Origin of the sequence: Hymenobacter cheonanensis, from assembly GCF_030581075.1 — a bacterium.
Taxonomy (GTDB): domain Bacteria; phylum Bacteroidota; class Bacteroidia; order Cytophagales; family Hymenobacteraceae; genus Hymenobacter.
This window is the reverse complement of record NZ_JAUQSW010000010.1, coordinates 69872-91744: the sequence shown is the minus strand read 5'-3', so window position 1 is coordinate 91744 and position 21873 is coordinate 69872. Positions and strand designations below refer to the sequence as shown.

The following is a 21873-nucleotide window of genomic DNA, read 5'->3' as shown; positions in this document are numbered from 1 at the left end:
TATGAATTTATCAATGAATGAGTTAGAGCGCGATATTATTCGCGAAATCCTCAACATCGGCCTTGCCCGGGCGGCCGACAGCTTTGCTGTGATTGCGCAAGAGCGGGTGATGTTGGAAGTGCCTAACTTGGACCTGCTGCCTAGCAGCAGCATTATTGAGCGGGTGCGGGATTATCAAACCCGCTACGTAGCCATTCAGAGCGATATCCGGGGCGATTTTAACGGCTCCACGTTCATGTTCTTTTCGGGCCAGCACGTGCAGCGGCTATCGCGGGTGTGCCTGCGCATGCAAGTGTCTGATTCATTGAATCTCAATGAGTTGCAGGAGTCTTTGCTGCTGGAAATTAGCAATATTATTACCGGAGCTTTAGTTACGCAGCTGGCTAATATTCTGAAAGCCAACATCTATGGTGCGCCGCCCCTGACCCCGACCGGCGACCTCGCCAACGCCCTGCACAGCCTGATGCCGGACCCCGAAGCCTTGCAGCCGCTAATTTTCTCCGTAATCACGCAGTTTTCGGACAAAGAAAATTCGGTGGAATTACCGCTGATGCTGTTCTTCGACCGGGCTACGTTCGAAAAAATCCTGAAAATCATTCGCACCTACGATTTTCTAGGCAAAACGCAGTCTGCGGCCTAAGTTCTTGAACACATTACTATTATCAGTTGCGTAGGTTCTCTGGCGGACCTAGTGACGCTACTGCCATTTTTTATTTCTCACCCACCAAGCGCCGGTCGCTTGGTGTTCTTTTTTAACCGTGTCTGCTTCTACTCTCGCGCAAAAAATTGCCAATTTTGACCCCAACGCACTCGGCGACGCCGCTGGTGGCCTCTTTGGGCTGCCCTTTACGCCCGAAGAGGCCCAGGTAGTAGTGGTGCCCGTGCCGTGGGAAGTTACCGTGAGCTACCGCGCCGGCACAGCCCAGGGCCCGGCGGCCATCCGCGAAGCCTCATTGCAGGTAGACCTTTACGACCCCGACCTGCCCGAAGCCTGGAAGCTAGGCCTGGCGATGGAGGACGAAGACGAAGCCATTGCTCAAACCAGCCGCGAGCTGCGACCCCTGGCGGCCGACTACATCGGCTGGCTCGAAGATGGCCAGCCGGCTGAAGGAGCGGCCCAGCACGGCAGTGTGCCCGCCCGCATCACGGCCGAAGGCGATAAACTTATTCAATGGCTCAAGCAAAAAACCGGCGCCCTGCTCGACGCTGGCAAGGCCGTGGCGGTGCTAGGAGGCGACCACAGCACGCCCCTAGGCTACCTGCACGCCCTAGCCGAGCGCCACAGTGAGTTTGGTATCCTGCAAATAGATGCGCACTGCGACCTGCGGCCGGCTTACGAGGGTTTCCAGTACTCGCACGCCAGCATCATGTACAATGCCTTGCAACTGCCCCAGGTAAAGAAGCTGGTGCAGGTAGGCATCCGGGATATGTGCCAGCAGGAGGCCGACTTTATCGCGCATTCGGTGGGCCGGGTAGCCTTGTTTGGCCAGCGGTTTATGAGCGAGGAGAAATTTGCTAAAAAATCCTGGAAAAAGGTGTGCGGCAAAATCATTGCCCAACTACCACAAAAAGTGTACGTTAGCTTCGATATCGATGGGCTAGACCCCAAGCTGTGCCCCGGCACGGGTACGCCCGTACCCGGCGGCCTCGAATTTGAGGAAGCCACCTACCTGCTGCGCATGATAGTGCGCTCGGGCCGTACCATCATCGGGCTCGACCTGAATGAGGTGGCGCCCGGCGATACGGACTGGAACGGCATTGTGGGCGCGCGCCTGCTCTACCAACTCTGCAACTGGATGGCCGTATCGCAGGGTCGCCTGGCTGCCAAAGGAACTGAATAACACTCTTTTCCCTCTCACTCTTTCACACGTTGCCTCATGGTAAAATTCCTTATTAAATTCATTCTCACGGCGGTGCTGACCTACGGGCTGGCGCAGATACTGCCCAGCGTGCGCCTCGATGGGGTGGGTAGCGCCGCCATATTGGTTATCGTGCTAGGCCTGCTCAACGCGACGGTAAAGCCGATACTGAAAATAATCGGCTTCCCCATTACGGTACTAACGCTGGGTATCTTCCTGCTGATTATCAACGTCATCATCGTGAAACTGGCAGATTACCTGATGAGCAGCTTTGCCGTTACGGGTTTTATCAACGCACTGATTTTCAGCATAGCCCTATCGCTGGTGACGTCGGTGGTAGATATGATAATGGACTAGCCTGGGGCTAGCCCTCTAACATAAAAGAGGCCTTCTGCGCGTGCAGAAGGCCTCTTTTATGCCTGGCTAAGAAATTTTTGAGCTTTTTAGATGCGCCGGATATCAGCCCCGAGCGCGTTGAGGCGCTCATCAATATTCTGGTAGCCACGGTCAATCTGCTCCACGTTCAATATTTTGCTGGTGCCCTCGGCCGAAAGGGCGGCGATGAGCAGCGCCACGCCCGCCCGAATATCGGGCGACGACATGGTGATGCCATTGAGCTTCTTCTGGCGGTCGAGGCCGATAACGGTGGCCCGGTGCGGGTCGCAGAGAATAATCTGGGCGCCCATGTCGATGAGCTTGTCTACGAAGAACAGGCGCGACTCAAACATCTTCTGGTGAATGAGGACCGTGCCTTTAGCCTGGGTGGCAATGACAAGGATAATGCTCAGCAAATCAGGTGTGAAGCCCGGCCAGGTGTGGTCGCTCACGGTCAGAATCGAGCCGTCGAGGTAGGTGCTGATTTCGTAGTGCTCCTGGGCCGCCACGTGGATATCGTCGCCGCGAAACTCCAGGTTGATACCCAGCTTGCGAAACGTGTCGGGAATAATCCCCAGCTCCGGAATCTGGCAGTCCTTGATGGTGATTTCGGAACCCGTCATGGCTGCCAGGCCGATGAACGAGCCGATTTCAATCATGTCGGGCAGCATCCGGTGCTCGGTTCCCCCAAGGCTGGCCACGCCCTCAATGGTAAGCAGGTTGGAGCCAATGCCCTGAATATTAGCGCCCATGCGCACCAGCATCCGGCACAGCTGCTGCAAGTAAGGCTCGCAGGCGGCGTTGTAGATGGTGGTGGTACCCTCGGCCAGCACGGCGGCCATTACGATGTTGGCCGTGCCCGTTACGCTAGCCTCGTCGAGCAGCATAGAGGCACCGTGCAGCTTGCCGGCCGGCACCGTCAGGCGGTAAAAATCAGTGCCTTCCAGCGTGAGGTGCGCGCCAAGCTTTTCGAGGCCCACAAAGTGCGTATCGAGCGGCCGACGGCCAATTTTATCGCCGCCCGGCTTGGGCAGCTGGGCGCGGCCGTAGCGGGCCAGCAGGGGGCCTAGTATCATCACCGAGCCGCGCAGCTCGCGGGCCTGGGCCACAAACTCGGGCGTATCGAGGTAGTCGAGGCGCACGTCCTCGGCCTGAAACATGTAGGTGTCGGGGGCTAGCTGGCCCACTTTCACACCCATATCGCGCAGCAGCTCAATGAGTTTGTTCACGTCCCGGATATTGGGCACGTTGCTGATGGTGATGGGCTCGGGGCTGAGCAACACCGCGCACAGAATCTGGAGCGCCTCGTTTTTAGCTCCCTGCGGAGTAATTTCTCCGTGCAGCTTCCGTCCGCCGCGTACTTCAAAAGCAGCCATTCTTTTTCAATTAACAGTTAACAATGAGCAGTGAGCCAGTGGCCGCCCAATAAGCAGCCAAGGCCAATCAAGCCGCAAAGCTACTGCGGCGGCTGTTGGGGCTCGGTACGGAATTTCTTGTTGCGCTTTTTATCACGCTTTTTGTTGTTGCCATTGCCCTGGCCACCCTCGGGGCGGTCGGCGCGGCGCTCCCGGTTATCGCGGTTGCCTTCGAAGCGGCTGCTGCCCTGGCCACTGGCGGGGCGGGCCGCCTGCTGGCTAGGGGCGGCCGTGGTGGGCAGGCCCGCCAGTTCAAACAGGCCTTGGTCGGCCACCGTTTGCGCATCCAGCTTCAACTGTCCGCCCGATAGCTCACCCAGGTGCCGGATGATGGTTACATCCTTCGCGTTTTCCTTGTTGTGCTGGCGGTAGAGAAACTTCATGGTGCGCCCAATCTGAATGGCAGCCTGCTCGCGCTCTGTGCCATCTTCAATGGTCAACGCCTTGGTAATGAGCGCTTCAATACCCCGGCCATAAGCCTTGAGCTTAGGCGCCTGGCGCGGGTACTCCACGCGCTTGGGGCGCTCGGCATACAGGCGCGGCGGCGTAAGCGGCACGGGCGCGTCCAGCGCCACCTCGGTACCTGCCAGGGCATGAATGTGGTTCCAGAGACGGGTTTGAATGTCGGGCTGGTCGCGCAGGCTGGGGCGCAGGCGCAGAATAAGCTGCACAATGCCGGCGGCGCGGCGCGTACGCTCGGCTACGTCCTCAATCTGGGCCAGGCCCTGAATAAGCTGATAAGTGCTTTGCCCGTACTCGCGCACCAATAATTGCAGGTGGAAGGGCAGCTGGGTGGGTATTTCTTGCATGTAATTAAAAGTTAGTGAGCGCAGAGCTTGGCAGCGGTGACGAGGCTTTGCACTTTCCTTGGCGAAATTTCGCTAGCCTCGCCGGGCTCTGCGCTACAGCACCCGCAGCTTGGCAAAGCTGAGCAGCAGCGTTTTCTCGCCCACTTCATCGAACTGAATAATCGCCTTCACGGTGCCGTTCTGCTTTTCGAGCGTGGCCACTTTGCCAAAGCCAAACTTGGCGTGCTCAACGCGCTGGCCGGCCTGCAAGTTACTCGTGTCCGAGGGTTGAAAGTCGGCCGGAGCTACGTACTTGGTCGGTACCGTCTTACGCACCGGGGCGGCTATAAGGTTCGAGCGGCGCTCAAATACGTGCTGAAACGGCGACTCGCCCACGGCCGGGCCGGCCGCAAACTTCACGTTAAGGTACTGATGGTCAATCTCATCCAGGAAGCGCGACTTCTCGCACGAGCGCAGGTTGCCCCACTGGTAGCGCGAGGTGGCGTAGCTAAGCGTGAGCTTCTTTTCGGCCCGCGTGATAGCCACATAAAACAGCCGGCGCTCTTCCTCCAGGTCGGCCCGCGAGGTTATCATCATCTGGCTAGGGAAGAGGTTTTCTTCCATGCCTACGATGTACACGTTTCTGAATTCCAGGCCCTTAGCCGAGTGAATGGTCATCATCGTCACGGCCTCGCCCTCCTGGGCTGCGTCCTTGAGGTCGGAATCGGTGACGAGGGCAATGTCCTGCAAAAACGCCCCTAGCGACTTGTCCTCGCGCTCGTGGTCGTCTACATATTCCTTGATGCCGTTGAGCAGCTCCTGAATGTTCTCGTAGCGCGACAAGCCTTCGATGCTCTTATCGGCGTACAATTCCTCAATCATGCCCGAGTTTTTGGCAATGAATTTGGCCGCCTCAAACGCATCTTCCTTAGCCGCCACGGCCGTGTAGCTCTTAATTTTTTCGGCGAAGCCTACCACCGGGTTTGATACCCTGGTTGGCAAAAACTGGTCGGCGTTGCTCACGACTTCCCAAATAGTGTGGTTGCTTTCCTCGGCCGAATTAATTAATTTACTAATCGTGGTGTCGCCGATGCCGCGCTTGGGATAATTAATTACCCGGCGCAGGGCCTGCTCATCATTCGGGTTTACCGTGAGGCGCAGATACGCTACCAAGTCCTTGATTTCCTTGCGCTGATAAAAGCTCAGGCCGCCCACAATTTTGTAGCGAATATTTAATTTGCGCAGGGCCTCTTCCATGGCCCGGCTCTGGGCGTTGGTGCGGTAGAGGATGGCAAAATTGTCGTAGGACAGATGCTGGTTCATCTTGTCCTCGTAAATCGACTGGGCAATTAATTTGCCTTCCTCATTGTCGGAGGCGGCTTTAATTACCTCGATTAAATGGCCGTCTTCGTTGTCCGAAAAAACGTCCTTGCGCAATTGCGCCTGGTTGTTCTTAATAACCGAATTAGCGGCCCACACGATATTTTTAGTGGAGCGATAATTCTGTTCGAGCTTAAATATATTCAGCTCGGGATAGTCTTTCTCGAAATTGAGGATATTGGTAATATCCGCGCCGCGGAAAGCGTAGATACTTTGCGCATCGTCGCCCACCACGCAAATATTGCGCTCCTTGGCCGCCAGCTTGCGGGTAATTAAATACTGCGAATAGTTGGTGTCCTGGTACTCATCCACCATTACAAACCGGAATTTATTCTGGTATTTATTCAGAATATCGGGGTGGTCGCGAAACAGCACGTTGGTTTGAAACAGCAGGTCATCAAAATCCATGGCGCCGGCCTTGAAGCAGCGCTGCTGGTACTGCTGGTAGATGACGCCGATTTTGGGCCGGAGCGCCGCCTCGTCGTCCTGCTTGATGACGGGGTCGCTGAGGTACTGATTGTGGGAAATCAGTTTGTTCTTGGCGGCTGAAATGCGGCCTAGCACGGTGCTGGCTTTGTAGAGCTTGTCATCCAGTTCCAACTCCTTCACAATCTGGCCGATGAGGGTCTTGCTGTCCTGCGTATCGTAGATGGTGAACGAGCGCGGAAAGCCGATGCGGTCGGCCTCGGAGCGCAGAATTTTGGCGAACACGGAGTGGAAGGTGCCCATCCACAGATTTTTGGCGTTGGGGCCGACTACCTTCTCAATGCGGGCGCGCATTTCCTTGGCGGCCTTGTTCGTGAAGGTGAGGGCCAGGATGTTAAACGGGTCGACGCCTTGCTCAAGCAGGTGAGCAATGCGGTAGGTGAGCACCCGCGTTTTGCCCGAGCCGGCACCGGCGATAATCATGCAGGGGCCTTCCGTTTGGAGCACGGCGGCGGCCTGCGAGGGGTTCAAAAGAGCGCGATAATCTAAAGCCATACGAAGAGGCCGCCCCGCGGGCGGCTAGCTGACAAAGATAAGTTGAGGGGGCGGCCGGGCGGTATCTTTGTGCTAGTGTTTTTAGGCAAGGCTAGCCCGCTGCCCGCTTTTACTAACCGCTTTCTATCGTCGATAAATTCGCTTCTTATGATTGTTATTCAAAACACCGTTATCTCCGACGACGTGGCCGAGCAGTTTTTCGTGTGCAACCTCAACGCCTGCAAAGGCGCCTGCTGCGTGGAAGGCGACCTTGGCGCGCCCCTGGAGCTGGAAGAACTGGAAATTCTTAAAAATGAATACCCTAAGATTGAGCCGTTCCTGACGGAGGCTGGCAAGCAAGCCATTGCGGCCCAGGGGCTTTACATAGAGGATTGGGAGGGCGACTATAGCACGACGACCATCAACGACCGGGAGTGCGCCTACGCGCTCTACGACGAGCTGGGTATTCTGAAGTGCGGCATCGAGCAGGCGTACCTGGCGGGCGCTACCGATTTTAAGAAGCCGATTAGCTGCCACTTATACCCCATTCGGGTGACGAAATACGAGGGCTTCGAGGCGCTCAACTACGACCGCTGGGACATTTGCTCGCCGGCTTGCTCGTTCGGGGCCAAGCTAGGGGTGCCGGTGTACAAATTCCTGAAAGAGCCGCTGGAGCGCAAATACGGCGCCGACTGGTACGCCGAGCTGGCGCGGGAGATTGAAAACCCGACGGCGTAACCTAGCCTCTCTGACGACCAAATCGTCAATGAGCGCTACTCTTGATTGAAAACCCGACCGTGTAACCTCACCCCCGGCCCCTCTCCTTGGGGAGAGGGGAGCCTGACGATTGCTATACGTTCGCCTGCGCTAGGCTCCCCTCTCCCCAAGGAGAGGGGCCGGGGGTGAGGGTTGCGCTATTTCATAAACACCGGGCGGATGAGGTTTTCAAACGTGAAAATCTCGTCCCATTTTTCCTGGGTCAGCAAGTGGCGCTCGGTTACGGCGATGTCGTGGACGGACTTGCCGGTGGCCAGAGCCTCTTTAGCGATGCTGGCCGAGGCTTCGTAGCCGAGCACGGGGTTGAGCTGGGTTACGATGCCGATGCTGTTGTAGACGAGGCTGGCGGCGTGCTCAGCGTTGGCGGTGATGCCGAGCACGCATTTTTCGCGCAGCGTGCGGCAGGCATTGGTCATGTAAGAGATGCTGGTGAAGAGCGCGAATGAGATAACCGGCTCCATCACATTGAGTTGCAGCTGGCCGGCCTCGGCGGCCATCGTTACGGTGAGGTCGGCGCCGATGACGTAGAAGGCCGTCTGGTTCACCACCTCGGGCACCACGGGGTTCACCTTGCCGGGCATGATGCTGGAGCCGGGCTGCAAGGGCGGCAGGTTAATCTCGAACAGGCCGGCGCGCGGGCCCGAGGCTAGCAGGCGCAGGTCGTTGCATATCTTGCTGAGTTTCACGGCCGTGCGCTTGAGCACACCCGAGAGCTGCACGTAGGCCCCGGTGTCGTAGGTGGCCTCAATGAGGTCGCCGGCCAGGCTCAGGTCGAGGCCGGTTATCTGGCGCAGGTGCTGCGTTACGAGGCCCGCGTAGCCGGGGGGCGTGTTTACGCGGGTGCCGATGGCGGTGGCGCCCATGTTGATTTCGGAGATGAGCCGGCGCGAGTCGTCGATGCGCAGCAGCTCCTCGCGCAGGTTGGTGGCGAAGGCGTTGAACTCATCGCCCATGCTCATGGGCACGGCGTCCTGGAGCTGGGTGCGGCCCATCTTGAGCACGTTGTGGAACTCCTCGCCCTTGGCAAAAAAGGCGTCGGCGAGCAGCGCAAGCGTGTCGCGGTAGCCGGCCAGCTTGTTGTTGAGGGCAATGCGAAAGGCGGTAGGGTAGGCGTCGTTGGTTGACTGCGAGCAGTTTACGTGGTTGTTGGGGTGGCAGTACTGGTACTCGCCCTTCTGGTGGCCCATCAGTTCCAGGGCCACGTTGGCAATCACCTCGTTGGCGTTCATATTCACCGAGGTGCCGGCCCCGCCCTGAATCATGTCTGTGAGGAATTGATTGTCGAACTCGCCGCTGGCCACGCGGTCGCAGGCCTGGGCGATGAAGTCGGCAATGGTGGGGTCGAGGACCCCTAGCTCTTTATTGGCTAGGGCCGCCCCCTTCTTCACGAAGGCCAGCGCCTGCACAAACAGTGGCTCTACCTTGATGGGAATGCCCGTAATGTGAAAATTATCGAGCGCCCGCAGGGTCTGGATACCATAGTAAGCGTCGTCGGGGATGGGCAATTCGCCCAGGAAATCGTGTTCGAGGCGGGTGGATGGGGTCATGGGGGAGAGGTAGGGAAAGCGTGGTCTTACGGCTGAAGCCGGCGAAAGGTAGCTTTGGTAAAACAAGAAGTCCCCGCCGCGACCAGCGCGGCGGGGACTTCTTGTTTAGTCCTAAGTTGCTACAAAAGGCAACTCCGAACTCCTGGCTTTTACTTCATAACTAAAACCTAGTGCCAGGTATCGGTTACGCTCTGGCTGCTGCCGCTAGGGGTAAGCGAGTTGTTGGGGTCGCCTTCCCAGAGGATATTACCCGAAGCGTCTTTGCGGAAGTACTTGTACTGCACGTTGGTACCCGTGGTGAGGGGCACGGTCACGGTCCAGTTGGGGTAGGCCGCGCCGCTCATCTTAATGGCATTGGCCGTGTTCCAGGAGCCTAGCTGGGCGGTGCTGCCCACAATGTAGAGGTCCTGGCCGCTCACGGTGTTGCTGTAGTTGATGGTGAACGCCACCGAGGTGTTGCCGGTGGTGCCACCGCCACTGGTGCCGCTGGGTACCCACACGGCGTAGGAACGGGCGTTGACGCGGAAGGTGCCGAGGCCGTTGGCATCGGTCGTGACGGTGCCGGTGGTGTTGCCGGTGAGGTCGGTGAGGGTCGCGTTTTTGAAGGGCGTGGTGATGGCCTTGCTGGCGGCGCTGCTGCCGTCGTTCAGCAACTCAAGCAGGCCGGTGTGGGTGGCGTCGCCGGCCCGCGAGTAGGCATACACGTCAGCGTCGTCGGCGCTGGTGTACTCGTAGCCCGAGCCAAAGCCGTGGGCCTGCCGGATGCCGATGAGCGTCTTAATCTGCGCGCCCAGGCCGTAGTTATAATAATCCTTGTAAAATACGCAGGGGTAGCCCTTCTCGCGGGTCAGAATGTAGCTGTAAGCCAGCATCTTGAGGTTAGCCACCGGCGAGTAGAGCGCGCCGCCCGTCTGGTCGGTGTCGTGGTTATCCACGAAGGACACCGAGAGCGCGCCGTTGGCCTCGGTGAAGCCCGCAAATTGCAGCCCGCGCATGTCCCAGGCGCCGTTGCCGTTGCTCATATCGGCGAAGGTGTAGTGCAGCGGCACGTCAAACAGGCTCGTGCGCCCGCCCGTGGCCGAGGCGTAGTTATTGAGGTCGGTGAGGTTGCGAAACCACGCCTCGCTCACGGCAAAGCGCCCCGAAGTGCCCTTCACATTATCAAGCCACGAGTTCACAAACGAGGTGAGCATGTGCTTGGTGGCGTCGAGGCGGTAGCCGTCGAGGCCCAGCGTGGTCGTCATCCAGTTGCCCCACTTAATGGTTTCGGTCACCTGGTTCTGGTCGGCGTAGCGAATTTCCGACCCTAGCAAATTATCGTAGGCATCGCCGTTGGCGTAGGGCTGGAAGTCCCAGGCATTCCACTGGTACCACCCATTATTGGGCGCCTGCTGGGTACCGTTGAAATTATAATAATGCCACTGGTAGGTGCTGTACTTGTTGGCCCGGCCGGGGTAAGTGAAGCTGGTGTACACGTTGTAGTTGGTGCCGCCCACGTTGAACTGCTCCTGCGCATCGGCCGAGGTCAAGTGGTTCATTACCATGTCTTCATACACCTGCACGCCCTGGCCGTGCAGGGCCGAGATGCAGCTCTGCAATTGGGCCAGCGTGCCGTAGTGGGTGGCCACGGTGCCCTTCTGGTTGAACTCGCCCAGGTCGTAGCGGTCGTACACGCCGTAGCCCACGTCGTTCACGCCGCTGCCTTTGTAGGCCGGCGGCAGCCACAGGGCCGTTATGCCGGCGCTTTTCAGCTCGCTGGCCTTGCCGCCGAGTACCTGCCACCAGGTTTGGCCGCTGGTGGTCTGGGGCACGTCCCAGTAAAAGCCCTGCATCATCACGCCGTTCACGGCGGTGGCATCGTTGCTGGCGGTAGCCAGGCTAGCCGGGGCCGGCGCGGTGGGCACGGTGGCTTCCTTGGCGCAGGAAGCCAGGAAGAGGGCGGCGGCCAGCGAAGCGCGGCTAGCCCCGCGTAAAAAAGTGGACATAGGAAAAGGGAAATGGGTGGGAAAGGAAAGCAGTTAAAAGTTGAAAGTGAAGCGGTAAAGGCGGGTTAGGACGTATCTTTTTCACCTTCAACGCTTCACTTTCAGCTTCTTTAATTCGGCACCCACACCGACCAGCTGCGGCCGTTCACCGGGAAGTTGCCGTAGCCGTTGGCATCGGTGGTGATGGTGCCAGCGTAGTTGCCGGTTTTGTCGGTGAGCGTGGCGCTCTTGAAGGGCGAGGTAATGCCCTTGGTGCGGGCGCCGCTGCCATCGTTGAGAATGAGCATCAGGCCTTTGTGCGTGCTGTCGCCGGCCCGCGAGTAGGCATAGTAGTCGGTGTCATCCACGCTGGTGTACTCGTAAGCCGCGCCGTAGGCATTGGCCTTGCGAATGAGGCTCAGAGTCTTAATCTGGGCCCCTAGCCCGTACTCGTAGTAGTCGCGGTAAAACACGCAGGGGTAGCCCTTTTCGCGGGTCAGGATGTAGGCATAGGCCAGCATCTTGAGGTTGACGACCGGCGAGTTTAGCCCGCCCGGCGTGTCGGTGTCGTGGTTATCCACGAACGACACCGATAGTGTCGGGTTCGACTCGGTAAAGCCCGCGAATTCCAGCCCGCGCATGTCCCAGGCGCCGTTGCCGTCGCTCATCGCCTTAAAGGTGTAGTGCAGCGGCACGTCGAACAAACTGGTGCGCCCGCCCGTGGCCGAGGCGTAGTCGTTGAGCTGGCTCACGCTGTTAAACCACACCTCGCTCACGGCGAAGCGAGTGCCCTTCACATTGTCGAGCCAGTTGTTGAAAAAGGCGGTCTGAATGTGCTTAGCCGCGTCGATGCGGTAGCCGTCCAGCCCGAGCTTGGTGGTCAGCCAGTTGCCCCACTTAATGGTTTCGTTGGCCTGGTTCACGTCGGCGTAGCGCACCTCGCAGCCCATGAGATTGTCGTAGGCGTCGCCGTTGTTGTAGGGCTGAAAATCCCAGGGGTTCCACTGCAGCCAGCTATTATTGGCGCCCTGCTGCGCCCCGTTAAAATTGTAATAGTGCCACTGGTAATTGCTGTACGTGGTGCCCCGGCCGGGATAGTTGAAGCCCGTGTACACGTTGAAATTCTGGCCGTTATACGTGAAACTTTCCTGGTAGTCGGCGCCCATCAGGTGGTTCATCACCACGTCTTCGTACACCTGAATGCCCTTGCCGTGCAGGGCCGCGATGCAGCTTTGGAGCTGGGCCAGCGTGCCGTAGTGCGTGGCCACGGTGCCCTTCTGGTTGAACTCGCCCAAGTCGTAGCGGTCATACACGCCGTAGCCCACGTCGTAGCCGCCGGCGCTGCCTTTGTAAGCGGGCGGCAGCCACATGGCCGTGATGCCGGCCGCGCTCAGCTCGGTGGCTTTGCTGCCCAGGTTTTGCCACCAGGTGCCGGCCGAGGTGCTGCCGGGCACATCCCAGTAAAAGCCCTGCATCATCACGCCGTTCACGGCGGTGGCATTGGCCGAGGTGGCGGAGGTGGCGAGCGCCGGGCTAGCGCTCGGGGTGGCGGTTTCTTTGGCGCAGCCCGCCAGAAACAGCAGGGCCGCCGCGCCAGCTAGGCGCACGGACCCGGGTAGGGGTAGTAGCATGAGGTTTGGGTGGGGAAAAGGACGCCGCAATGTTAGCAAAATTCCCGCAACATGTCACAACAAAATTTAGATTTTTTTTATAATGATTAAAATTTGATGAAGATTTTTGTTTGAATATTCCCTTCGTAGGCAAAGCTGAAAAAGCACGCAAAACGAACATTATAAGGCTTTTAATCCATTTTCTAATTCTTTCTTATCCTGCAAACGTTTGCGGAAATAGTTGGCACGCCCTAGTGTGCGCTATTGTATATTTCGGGGGTGAGTTGCGGCCCTGATTTTTGCCTGGCAAGGCGCGGGGCAAACCCAGCGGCAGCAACCCCAGGCCCCGATTCGCAGTTCTAGGGCTATTCTGTTCACGGCCGCCCTGGCGCGTCCCTTTTTCTTTCGCTCTATGCTCGCCCACATTGCCGCCGCCAGCCGCCACCACGCGGCCCCCACTGCCTGGCTCAGCTCCTTTTTTCTGTTTTCGTTTGCCGATTACTTTGACCGGGACAACATGCATTTCGGCCCGTTGCGCGTGTTCAACGACGACACGGTGGCCCCGCAAAATGGCTTTCCGCAGCACCCACACTCCGAGATGGAAATCGTGACCCTGGTGCTTGAGGGCGAGGTGAGCCACGAGGATACGCTGGGCAACCGCACGGCCATCCCGGCCGGTGAGGTGCAGCGCATGACGGCCGGCACCGGCGTGGCCCATAGCGAAATGAACCGCCAGGACAAGCCCCTGCACCTCTATCAGCTCTGGTTTGTGCCCAGCCAAAAGGGGTTAGCCCCCAGCTACGAGCAAAAGGACCTGGGTTTTTTGAAAAGCAAGAAAAACGAGTTGGTGCCCCTCGTAACCGGCCAGCGCGTGCTCGAAGACGTGGTGTACATGAACTCGAACAGCACCATTTACTGGAGCAACCTGGACTGCGGGAAAAAACTGACGTTCAAAACATTCCCCATTCGCCTTACCTTTATCTATGTCAAGGAAGGTAGCATTTCCGTAAATGGCACGGTACTGGGGGCCAACGACCAGGCTCGCATCAGTGCGGAAGACGTGCTGGCTATTGAAGCCACCAAAGACGCCCAATTTATTTTGATTGACCTGCCCGGCAGTGAGGCAAACTATTAATGACCAGCAATTTTCCCGCTTCCCTGATACCTGCGCACGATGCCGCCCGCCTGCGCACGCTGCACCAGTTTCAGATTGTGAATACCACGCCTGAGCAGATTTTTGACGACTACGTGGCCTGGGCCGCGCAGCTGTTTGGGGTGCCCATCTCGCTCATCTCGCTCGTCGATGCTGACTACGTGTGGTTTAAGGCCCTGGCTGGCGCCACGGGCATACCCGGGCTGGCGCGCAACGAAAGCATGTGCTCGGCGGCCATTCTCTCGGGCGATGATGTGGTGATATCTGATTACAAACCCGAAAGCTGCCAGCTCATCAAGCCCGATGTAGCCCAGGCCATTGGCTTGAATTTCTACGCCGGCGCGGCCCTAGTGGCCCAGGACGATTCGCGCCTGGGTATGCTGGCCGTTATCGGCAAGGAACCCCGGGGCTTTTCGGCCGCCGAAGCCGACCTGCTTACCCGCCTGGCGGGCCTGGTGAGCCGCACCATCGAGCTGCGCTACCGCTACCTGGCCGCCGACCAGCTAGCCGAGTGGGAGGACGCCCAGCACGAGCTTAGCAAAGTGCTGGACGACAATGCGGCCCTGGCGCGCTACCTCGCCAGCCGCAACCAGGGCATCGACCTGGAAGACGCGGAGGTCACCCAGCCCATTGTCCGGTGCCTCGAAAACGTGGACCGGGTGCTGACCCGCCGGCTAGGCTAGCCAGCGGGCATTAAGCCCTTCCTCAGTTAAAACAGCAAAGCCCGGCGATGAGCCGGGCTTTGCTGTTTGCTGGCGCAGAAGAGCGCTGAATGACTACTAATTAAAAATTAGCTACTTAGCCGAAGACTTGGCTGGCGGCTGCAGCACCCGCCGAAAGCCGCGCAGCGCGGCAGGGTGGTAAATAGTGGCGTGCGTTTCGGCTGGCATGGGCTCGTAGTAGGCCGTGATGGGGCGGCGGGCCGGGCCGGGCAGCAGGGCGGCCAAGCGGCGGGTGGCGGCCGTGTCGCCTTGGCTGCTGGTGGCTAGGTACAGCGTTTTGGCAGGGCCGTGGTAGGCGGCTACGATGCCGGAGGCCTGCTGCGCCAGCTGCCCGTTGTTCCACCACAGGCTAGGGTCGAAGGCCAGGTAGGTATCGAACAGGTCGGGCTCCAGCAGCAGCGTTTCGACGGTGAAGAGCCCGGCCAGCGACTCGCCCACCAGGGCCGTTTCGGGCGTGGTGCGGTAGCGCTGGCGCACGGCCGGCATTAGCTCGCGGCGGATAAACTGCCGGAACGTGGCCGAGCCGCCCACGCGGGGCGCTATTTTCTTGTCTTCGGCATTGGTAGTGGGCCCGGTGAGGTCGCGGCGACGCTGGGTATTCTCGATACCTACCAGAATAAAGGGCCGCATGGTGCCGTTGCCCACCAGCACCTGCACCAGCCCGGCCACGTGCAAAAAGTCTTCGGCCAGTCCGCCATCGGGCATATACAGCACGGGCAGCCGCACGGTGGCCGAATCGCGGTAGACTGGGGGCAGGTACACGTTCAGGCGGCGGGTTTCGCCCAGCACCTTGGAGGCTAGCGTGAAGGTTTCGCCGATGCACAGCGGAGCGGCCGGCGTTTGGGCGCGCGCAGCAGGCCCGGCGGCCAGCAGCAAAATGAGCCCTAGCAGCTGACTAAAGCGAAGAGGTAGCCAGCTAGGCGAATGGTTTAAGAAAGAAGCTTGCTGCATCACATCGTGTATTTCCGGCCTTTGTTCTGCTCTTTCAAATACCCCATCAGCGGCTCGAAATACGCCACCATCGCCCTCGCCGAAAGGTCCTCGCCGGTTTTCTCCCTGAGCACGGTGCGCCAGTCGCGGCTGCTGCCGGGGCGCATGATGTCCTGTAGGAACTGGCCGACCTCTTTGCTGCCGTAGTAGTTGGTGGCGTGCGGGTCTTGGTGCAGGATTTTGCGGGCAATGTGGTCGTGCAGCTGAAATAAGATGATGTAGCTCAGGGCGTAGTCGTAGTACTGCGCGGGGTCGTCGTTGATGTGGGTTTTAGTGGCCGGGTCGAGGAAATTTTCGCCGCGCGGGCTAGGGGGCACCATACCCTGGTACTGCTTGCAGAGCGCCCACCACTTGGCATTGAGCTGGTCGGCGGGCAGGTTTTCGGCATAAAAGGCATTTTCCCACTCGCTCATCACGCCCGAGGCGAAGGGGATGAACGGCACGTATTGCAGCGCTTCTTTCAATAATTGCTGGGTCTGGTCGGTTTTGGTAGCGGGGTCAATCAGCCCCAGCCCGGCCAGGAAGGGCTTTTGCTGCGCGGCTAGGCCCATCATGCTGCCGATGGCCTCGTGGTAGGCGCGGTTGGCGCCCTGGCGCAGCAGCGGCGGCACCTCGGGGTTGGAGTAGGTGAGGTAATAGTAGATGTGGCCCAGCTCGTGGTGGGTGGTTTCGTACCACTCGGTATTGGGCTCCACGCTCATCAGGCTGCGCACATCCTGGTCCAGGTTCATGTGCCAGGCCGAGGCGTGGTTGTTCTTTTTGTAGCTAGCCGTGGCGGGCAGCGGGTAGAGGCTGCTTTTTTCGTAGAAGCTGGCCGGCAAAGCCGGGAAGCCCAGGCTCTGGTAGAAGCGCTCGGCCTGCTTCACCGGGTACTCCGGGCCCTTTTTGGCCAGCACCGCGTCGAGGTTCAGGCCCTTCACCGTCACCAGGCTGCCCCAGTCTTGGCCCCAGCGGTTGGGCAGCCACTGCGCGGGCAGGTAGTCGGGCACCTGCCGGGCGTGGTATTTCCTGGCCAGCTCGTAGCGGGCGTAGGTGTGCAGCTCGCGGTAGAGGGGGCGCAGCTCATCGTTGAGCTTGCGCACCAAGGCCATCATTTCGTCGCGGCTCAGGCCGTAGTCGCTGGCCTGGTACGAGAAAAAATCGGGGTAGCCCAGCGCCTGCACGGTTTGGTTGCGCAGGTCGCGCAGGTTTAGCAGGCCATCCTTGAGCGTGGGGCCGATGGCCTTGCTGGCCTCCCACACTTGCTGGCGCTTCTGCGGGTTGGTTTCGGTGCGCAGCAGCGCGTCGAGGTCGTTGGTCGTCACCGGCTTGCCGGCGTAAGTGTAGGTGAAGCCGTAGAGCTTCTCCGTCTGGGCGGCCTCGGCCTTGATGCGGCGCTTCACGAGGTCGGCCACGGTTTGGGGCGAGTTGGCGGCGTTGTAGAGCGCCGTTTCCAACTGCTTGACTTGCAGCGGCGTGAGCTGGTCTTTATGGGCTAGCAGCTCGCGCAGCCGGGCAATAGTTGCGGCCGAGCCGGCGAAGGCGGCCATGCGCTCGTTGGCGCGGGCGGTGCGGCCGGCGTTAGTGGTGTCGCCGGGCACAATGTGGGTGTTGCTGGTCCACTCGGCCTCGCTGGCCTCGGTGTAGCGGCGCACGTACTCGGCCGTGTACTGGGTCAGAAAAGCTTCGGCCTGGGCGCGGTAATCGGGCGCGGCGGGGCTAGCCGGGGCGGCCGGCGGGGCGGGCGTAGTAGCTACCGGCACTTTGGCCGTGGGGGCGCAGGCGGTGAGCAGCGCGGCCAGTACCGGCCAGGGCCGGGCAAAACGAAATTCGGAATAGCGCGTTTTCATGTCGGAAAGGTAGGAGGGAAGCCCCGCGCTTGCTCGCCTGCCCCGGTACTTTTGCCGCGTACTTTGCCTGATAATTTGCACTTTATGAAAAATACCACCCTGTCGCTAGCCCTCGGTTTGCTGTGCATGACTACCGCCTCCCACCTCCACGCCCAAACCACGGCCGCTGGCACCGCTGCGCCGGTGCTGCCGCTCTACAGCGGCTCCATCCCCGATTCGAAGCCTAGCCAGGTGCAGGAAACCAGCGTGACCGAAACGGCCGGCGTGCGCATCTCCAACGTTATTCAGCCCACGCTCACGGTCTTTATGCCCGACCGCGCCAAGGCCAACGGCACGTCGGTTATCATTTGCCCCGGCGGCGGCTACGCCCGGCTGGCTATCGACCACGAAGGCTACGACGTGGCCAAGCGCCTGAACGAGATGGGCGTGGCCGCCTTCGTGCTGAAATACCGCCTGCCCAACGACCGCAGCCAGCCCGACAAAAGCATTGCGCCGCTGCTCGATGCCCAGCAGGCCCTGCGCCTGGTGCGCCAGCTAGCCCCCAAGTACAGCCTCAACCCCGAGCGCATCGGCCTGATGGGCTTTTCGGCGGGCGGCCACCTGGCCGCCACGGCGGGCACCCATTTTGCCCAGCCGGTGGGCGATAACCCCGGCCCGGCCTCGGTGCGGCCGGCGTTTCTGGTGCTGCTGTACCCGGTTATCAGCTTCAGCGACAGCCTGAAGCATACCGGCTCGCGCGATAATCTGATTGGGGCCACCGCTAGCCCCGCCCAGGTACGCCGCTACTCCAACGAGCTGCAGGTGAGCGCCCAAACGCCGCCTACCTTCCTCGTGCATGCCGAGGACGACAAGACCGTGCCCGTGCAAAACAGCCTCGTGTTTTACGACGCCCTGCGCCGCCACAACGTGCCCGCCGAAATGCACCTTTACCCCAAAGGCGGCCACGGCTTCGGCATGAACAACGCCACTACCAAAGACCAGTGGATGGACCGCCTCCAGAACTGGCTGGCTGACAACGGCTGGCTGACAAAATGAGTGAACAGTTGGTAGTGGGCAGTGAACAATACGCACTTTACCTGTTCACTACCCATTACCAACTGTTTACTGCACGCATGCTTCAGCTCGGCGACCTGGCTCCTGATTTTACCTTGCCCACCGATAAGGGCGACCGCTTTCACCTGGCCGGGCAGCGCGGCCGGCCGGTAGTGCTGTATTTCTACCCCAAGGATGATACGCCCGGCTGCACTGCCGAGGCCTGCGCCTTTCGTGACCAATACGCTGATTTTCTGGACCTGGGCGCCGTGGTAGTGGGCGTAAGCTCCGACAGTGAGGCCTCGCACCAGAAATTCAGCCAGAAGCACCGGCTGCCGTTTCCGCTGCTGGCCGATAGCGGCGGGCAGCTGCGCAAGCAGTACGAAGTGCCGCGCGCCTTGCTGGGCTTGCTGCCCGGGCGCGTTACGTTCGTAATTGATAAGGACGGCAAAATTGCCTACATCTTCAACTCGCTGAGCGGCGCTACCGACCACGTAAGCAAGACCAAAGAGGTGCTGCGCGGGCTAGCCCGGTAAGACTGGCCGATTAGCAGGCCTTTGTACCGAAAGCGTTAGGTAAATTCCTTAGTTCGTGATTCATTGGCGGCCCGGGCCGCCGCGCAAGTTGGGTAAAGCCAGCAGCATTTACCCCAACTTTTTGATGCGCAAACGACTAGGGCAGCTGCTCGACAACGCGGCCGTGTTTCGCTACCACCGGCAGCGCATCCGCGAGTATGGCCCCGGCAGCCCCGGCGCCCTGGGCTGGCAGCCCGATGGCCAGCTCATTCGCTTCGAAATCCTGAGCCAGATTGGCGACCTCGCCCACTGCTCGGTGCTGGATGTGGGCTGCGGCTACGCCGATTTGTATCCGTTTCTGCGGCAGCGCTTTGCGGGGGTGCAGTACCACGGCATCGAGCAAATGCCCGAGCTGCTGGCCCTGGCCCAGGCCCGCTACGCCCATGCCCCGGCGGTGACCCTAGCCACCGGCGATTTTTTGCGGGCGCCGCTGCCGCTTAGCGACTACGTGCTGGCCAGCGGCTCGCTCAACTACCGCCAGCGCCGGCCGCGCTTCATCTACGAAGCCATCGAGAAGCTCTACGGTAGCAGCCGGCGCGGCCTGGGCTTTAATCTGCTGAGCTGGGAGCCCGAGGGCGGCGGTCCGCTGGCTGCATATGACCCGGCCGAGATTGTGGCCTTTTGCCAAACGCTGGCCCCTGGCGTGGAGCTGGTAGAAGGTTACCGCGATGGGGATTTTACGGTTTTTATGCATAGGGGCAGCGCAACCAGCCGCCCGGCTACTGAACAGCCCAGCGAATAGGTAGCGTGTACCGAACGGCCACGTTTTGCCCGCTTTGCCGGCCCGGCCGGAACCTGGGCAGCATTTTAACGGCCGCCACGGTGGCTTCGTCAAGGTCAGTATTCACGCCCTGCTCAACCCGTATATCCCGTATCTCACCTTGCTGGTTCACGGTAAAGCCGATGAGGACTGTGCCCTGTACGCGGTTGCGCAGCGCCTCGGCCGGATACCGGCATGCCCGCTGAATGGCGGCTATCACTGCTTCCTTGTTTGTATACTTACTATTCGCTTTCGGCAGCTGTGGCATTTGCTCCGCTTCGGTATAAACCTTAGCCTTGGCCAGGGTATCGCCCGCCGCAGTCTGGGCCTGGGCTCCGTGGTGGAGGCCTAGCGATAAGCAAGCAAAGGCCCCGACTTTGAGGGCGCGGACTAGGTAGCTGCCGGAAAAATGCTGCATGGACGGTATGAGTAAGCAGCAAAGCTAAAAGCTTTCCTAAAACCTTTGCCCAGATTTAGCCAAAGCTTCAGCATCTGGTGCCACTCAAGGTAGTTACCGCCAGCCGCCGCCCAGCGCGTGGTAGAGGTCCGTAACCGCCTGGCGCTGTTGCAGCTGGTCGTTTACGCCGTTAAGCTGGGCTTGCAGCAGGCTTTGCTGGGCCGTGAGCACCTCGGTGTAGTTGGCGAAGCCGGCGCGCAGCAGCTCCTGGGTGTAGTCTACGGCTTTGTTGAGGGCGTCGAGCTGCTGCGCCCGGATGCGCGCCTTGTCGGTGGCGCTCTGGTAAGAGAACAGCGCATTTGACACCTCCTGGCCGGCCGTGAACATAGTTTGCTGGTAGGTGTAGAGGTACTCCTGCTGCAAGGCGTGCGAGCGGGCCAGCCGCAGGCGGTTGATGCCCTGGTTGAACACTGGCTGCGCTAGCCCGCCCACGATGCTGGCGAAGATAGCCGTGGGCGAAAACAGGTTTTCGAGCGTGGTGCTGGTGAGGCCGCCGTTGGCGGTGATGGTGAAGCTGGGGTAGAAATAGGTGCGCGCCGCGTTAGTTTGCTCGAAGCTGGCCTCGAAGGCGTACTCGGCCTGCTGCACATCGGGGCGGTTGCGCAGCAGCTGGCCGGGCACACCCGTGAGCAGAGCGGGCGGGGCATCCTGAGTGGCTAGGGTGCTGCGCTCGATGGGGCCCGGCGTGCGGCCCAGCAGCGTGGCCAGCAGGTTTTCGGCCTCCCGAATGCTGCGCTGCAAGTCCGGAATGGTGACTTCGGCGGCGTAGCGCTGGGCCTCGCTCTGCACTACGGCGGCGCCGGTTACCACATCGCCTTCGAGCAGCAGCTTCATCACCTCCACGTCCTTGATGCGGTTCTGTACCGTTTGGCGGGTTATTTCGAGCTGCGCATCGAGGGCCAGCAGCGAGTAGTAGTTGTCGGCAATGTCGGCGATGAGCTGGGTTTGCACCACGCGCCGGTAGGCCTCGCTCTGGAGCAGGCCCGCCACATACGAGCGCTTGGTGCTACGCAGCTTGCCCCACACATCGGCCTCCCAGCTGCTGCTCAGGCCTAGCAGATACTGGTGAGCCGCGCCACCCGTCACGATGGTCGACTGGTCGGTGGTGGTGGTGCCGGTGGTAGTGCCCGTGCCCGTGGTGCCGCCGGTAGTAGTGCCCCCGCCCGTAGTAGTACCGCCCCCCGTGGTGGTGCCCCCGCCGGTAGTAGTACCGCCGCCCGTGGTAGTGCCCCCGGTAGTGGTACCCCCGGTGGTAGTGCCCGTAGTGGTGCTGCTGCCGCCGGTGCCGGTGCTCACAAAAGCCCCACCCGCCCGCGAAAGGGTCGTAGTGGCCCGGCCGTTCAGACTAGGCAAAAAGGCCGCCCGGCTCTGGGCCAGCAGCGCCTGCGCCTGGGCAATGCGCGCATCGGCCACTTGCAGGTTGCGGTTGTTAGCCAGCCCCTCGCTGATGAGCTTTTGCAGCAGCGGGTCGGTGAAGAGCTGCTGCCAGGGGCGGCTGGCCAGGGTGGTGGTGTCAGTAGTGGCCGCGTCGCGGTAGAGGCCGGTGGTGGCCGTAGCGGGCCGGCCATACGGGTGCAGGATGCCACAGCTGCTCGCGGCAGCGAGCAAAAGCAGGGCAGCAGCCGGCCGAAATAATTTACATGTACTCATTATAAGTCAGTTACTGCCTTGTACGCGGCG

19 protein-coding genes are annotated in these 21873 nt (G+C 60.3%); 9 read left to right on the top strand and 10 right to left on the bottom strand.

The window, feature by feature from the left end; genetic code table 11:
• The first annotated feature begins 13 nt into the window (after positions 1 to 13).
• The 3 genes from Q5H89_RS17820 to Q5H89_RS17810 all read left to right on the top strand — a co-directional run bounded on the left by Q5H89_RS17820 (position 14) and on the right by Q5H89_RS17810 (position 2216).
• Positions 14 to 640 carry a chemotaxis protein CheC gene (locus Q5H89_RS17820; RefSeq protein ID WP_305020703.1) on the top strand — a complete coding sequence of 209 codons (627 nt, stop codon included), beginning with the start codon at positions 14 to 16 and terminating at the stop codon, positions 638 to 640.
• A 118-nt stretch (positions 641 to 758) separates the two neighbouring features.
• Positions 759 to 1841 (top strand): agmatinase family protein, encoded by a 1083-nt coding sequence (locus tag Q5H89_RS17815; RefSeq protein WP_305020702.1) that lies wholly within the window; start codon positions 759 to 761, stop codon positions 1839 to 1841.
• A gap of 36 nt (positions 1842 to 1877) precedes the next feature.
• Positions 1878 to 2216 (top strand): phage holin family protein, encoded by a 339-nt coding sequence (locus Q5H89_RS17810; protein ID WP_305020701.1) that lies wholly within the window; start codon positions 1878 to 1880, stop codon positions 2214 to 2216.
• 86 nt (positions 2217 to 2302) lie between these two features.
• Here the strand turns inward: Q5H89_RS17810 and murA are convergent, their stop codons facing one another.
• From murA to Q5H89_RS17795, 3 genes are all read right to left on the bottom strand, one after another.
• On the bottom strand, positions 2303 to 3610 hold the full coding sequence (murA, locus tag Q5H89_RS17805) for a UDP-N-acetylglucosamine 1-carboxyvinyltransferase (RefSeq protein WP_305020700.1): 1308 nt from the start codon (positions 3608 to 3610) through the stop codon (positions 2303 to 2305).
• A gap of 80 nt (positions 3611 to 3690) precedes the next feature.
• A complete protein-coding gene (locus Q5H89_RS17800; protein WP_305020699.1) occupies positions 3691 to 4458 on the bottom strand; it encodes a DUF4290 domain-containing protein in 768 nt (255 codons plus the stop codon).
• A gap of 93 nt (positions 4459 to 4551) precedes the next feature.
• Positions 4552 to 6798: an ATP-dependent helicase gene (locus Q5H89_RS17795; protein ID WP_305020698.1), complete on the bottom strand. Its 2247-nt coding sequence runs from the start codon at positions 6796 to 6798 to the stop codon at positions 4552 to 4554.
• A gap of 147 nt (positions 6799 to 6945) precedes the next feature.
• On the opposite strand from Q5H89_RS17795, the gene Q5H89_RS17790 reads away from it, so the two are divergent.
• Positions 6946 to 7515, top strand: a complete 570-nt coding sequence (locus Q5H89_RS17790) for a DUF3109 family protein (protein ID WP_305020697.1) — start codon at positions 6946 to 6948, stop codon at positions 7513 to 7515.
• A 176-nt stretch (positions 7516 to 7691) separates the two neighbouring features.
• Here Q5H89_RS17790 and aspA read toward each other — a convergent pair whose 3' ends face one another.
• The 3 genes from aspA to Q5H89_RS17775 form a co-directional block, all read right to left on the bottom strand.
• The gene (gene aspA, locus Q5H89_RS17785; protein ID WP_305020696.1) at positions 7692 to 9101 is read right to left on the bottom strand and encodes an aspartate ammonia-lyase; all 1410 of its coding nucleotides are present in this window, start codon (positions 9099 to 9101) and stop codon (positions 7692 to 7694) included.
• Between the two features lie 167 nt (positions 9102 to 9268).
• Positions 9269 to 11086, bottom strand: coding sequence for an alpha-amylase (locus Q5H89_RS17780; RefSeq protein ID WP_305020695.1), 1818 nt, complete (start codon positions 11084 to 11086; stop codon positions 9269 to 9271).
• Positions 11087 to 11196: 110 nt separating this feature from the next.
• Entirely contained in the window at positions 11197 to 12696 is a 1500-nt protein-coding gene (locus Q5H89_RS17775; RefSeq protein WP_305020694.1) for an alpha-amylase, read from the bottom strand.
• A gap of 391 nt (positions 12697 to 13087) precedes the next feature.
• Between Q5H89_RS17775 and Q5H89_RS17770 the strand changes: the two genes are divergently transcribed.
• A complete protein-coding gene (locus Q5H89_RS17770) occupies positions 13088 to 13810 on the top strand; it encodes a pirin family protein (protein WP_305020693.1) in 723 nt (240 codons plus the stop codon).
• Positions 13810 to 14511, top strand: a complete 702-nt coding sequence (locus Q5H89_RS17765; protein WP_305020692.1) for a GAF domain-containing protein — start codon at positions 13810 to 13812, stop codon at positions 14509 to 14511. Before Q5H89_RS17770 ends, Q5H89_RS17765 begins: the two co-directional genes overlap by 1 nt.
• Before the next feature lie 111 nt (positions 14512 to 14622).
• Here Q5H89_RS17765 and Q5H89_RS17760 read toward each other — a convergent pair whose 3' ends face one another.
• Complete coding sequence (locus tag Q5H89_RS17760) at positions 14623 to 15426, bottom strand: alpha/beta hydrolase (protein WP_305020691.1); 804 nt, start codon at positions 15424 to 15426, stop codon at positions 14623 to 14625.
• Between the two features lie 74 nt (positions 15427 to 15500).
• Complete coding sequence (locus tag Q5H89_RS17755; RefSeq protein ID WP_305020690.1) at positions 15501 to 17369, bottom strand: M2 family metallopeptidase; 1869 nt, start codon at positions 17367 to 17369, stop codon at positions 15501 to 15503.
• An 84-nt stretch (positions 17370 to 17453) separates the two neighbouring features.
• Between Q5H89_RS17755 and Q5H89_RS17750 the strand changes: the two genes are divergently transcribed.
• The 3 genes from Q5H89_RS17750 to Q5H89_RS17740 all read left to right on the top strand — a co-directional run bounded on the left by Q5H89_RS17750 (position 17454) and on the right by Q5H89_RS17740 (position 19718).
• A complete protein-coding gene (locus Q5H89_RS17750) occupies positions 17454 to 18404 on the top strand; it encodes an alpha/beta hydrolase (protein ID WP_305020689.1) in 951 nt (316 codons plus the stop codon).
• 77 nt (positions 18405 to 18481) lie between these two features.
• Positions 18482 to 18937, top strand: coding sequence for a peroxiredoxin (locus tag Q5H89_RS17745; RefSeq protein WP_305020688.1), 456 nt, complete (start codon positions 18482 to 18484; stop codon positions 18935 to 18937).
• A gap of 124 nt (positions 18938 to 19061) precedes the next feature.
• Positions 19062 to 19718, top strand: a complete 657-nt coding sequence (locus Q5H89_RS17740; RefSeq protein WP_305020687.1) for a class I SAM-dependent methyltransferase — start codon at positions 19062 to 19064, stop codon at positions 19716 to 19718.
• Here the strand turns inward: Q5H89_RS17740 and Q5H89_RS23310 are convergent.
• Both Q5H89_RS23310 and Q5H89_RS17730 read right to left on the bottom strand, forming a co-directional pair.
• Complete coding sequence (locus tag Q5H89_RS23310) at positions 19696 to 20004, bottom strand: energy transducer TonB (RefSeq protein ID WP_369810674.1); 309 nt, start codon at positions 20002 to 20004, stop codon at positions 19696 to 19698. The two genes, Q5H89_RS17740 and Q5H89_RS23310, sit on opposite strands and share 23 nt — an antisense overlap.
• A gap of 243 nt (positions 20005 to 20247) precedes the next feature.
• The gene (locus Q5H89_RS17730) at positions 20248 to 21801 is read right to left on the bottom strand and encodes an efflux transporter outer membrane subunit (protein ID WP_305020685.1); all 1554 of its coding nucleotides are present in this window, start codon (positions 21799 to 21801) and stop codon (positions 20248 to 20250) included.
• Positions 21802 to 21873 lie beyond the last annotated feature (72 nt).

What these genes read in the sequence shown, in the direction of transcription:
- Q5H89_RS17820 (WP_305020703.1), top strand. Translation starts at nt 14, where the DNA reads ATGAATGAGTTAGAGCGCGATATTATTCGCGAAATCCTCAACATCGGC.
- Q5H89_RS17810 (WP_305020701.1), top strand. Translation starts at nt 1,878, where the DNA reads ATGGTAAAATTCCTTATTAAATTCATTCTCACGGCGGTGCTGACCTAC.
- murA (WP_305020700.1), bottom strand. Translation starts at nt 3,610, where the DNA reads ATGGCTGCTTTTGAAGTACGCGGCGGACGGAAGCTGCACGGAGAAATT.
- Q5H89_RS17800 (WP_305020699.1), bottom strand. Translation starts at nt 4,458, where the DNA reads ATGCAAGAAATACCCACCCAGCTGCCCTTCCACCTGCAATTATTGGTG.
- Q5H89_RS17795 (WP_305020698.1), bottom strand. Translation starts at nt 6,798, where the DNA reads ATGGCTTTAGATTATCGCGCTCTTTTGAACCCCTCGCAGGCCGCCGCC.
- Q5H89_RS17790 (WP_305020697.1), top strand. Translation starts at nt 6,946, where the DNA reads ATGATTGTTATTCAAAACACCGTTATCTCCGACGACGTGGCCGAGCAG.
- aspA (WP_305020696.1), bottom strand. Translation starts at nt 9,101, where the DNA reads ATGACCCCATCCACCCGCCTCGAACACGATTTCCTGGGCGAATTGCCC.
- Q5H89_RS17780 (WP_305020695.1), bottom strand. Translation starts at nt 11,086, where the DNA reads ATGTCCACTTTTTTACGCGGGGCTAGCCGCGCTTCGCTGGCCGCCGCC.
- Q5H89_RS17775 (WP_305020694.1), bottom strand. Translation starts at nt 12,696, where the DNA reads ATGCTACTACCCCTACCCGGGTCCGTGCGCCTAGCTGGCGCGGCGGCC.
- Q5H89_RS17770 (WP_305020693.1), top strand. Translation starts at nt 13,088, where the DNA reads ATGCTCGCCCACATTGCCGCCGCCAGCCGCCACCACGCGGCCCCCACT.
- Q5H89_RS17765 (WP_305020692.1), top strand. Translation starts at nt 13,810, where the DNA reads ATGACCAGCAATTTTCCCGCTTCCCTGATACCTGCGCACGATGCCGCC.
- Q5H89_RS17755 (WP_305020690.1), bottom strand. Translation starts at nt 17,369, where the DNA reads ATGAAAACGCGCTATTCCGAATTTCGTTTTGCCCGGCCCTGGCCGGTA.
- Q5H89_RS17750 (WP_305020689.1), top strand. Translation starts at nt 17,454, where the DNA reads ATGAAAAATACCACCCTGTCGCTAGCCCTCGGTTTGCTGTGCATGACT.
- Q5H89_RS17745 (WP_305020688.1), top strand. Translation starts at nt 18,482, where the DNA reads ATGCTTCAGCTCGGCGACCTGGCTCCTGATTTTACCTTGCCCACCGAT.
- Q5H89_RS17740 (WP_305020687.1), top strand. Translation starts at nt 19,062, where the DNA reads ATGCGCAAACGACTAGGGCAGCTGCTCGACAACGCGGCCGTGTTTCGC.
- Q5H89_RS23310 (WP_369810674.1), bottom strand. Translation starts at nt 20,004, where the DNA reads ATGCCACAGCTGCCGAAAGCGAATAGTAAGTATACAAACAAGGAAGCA.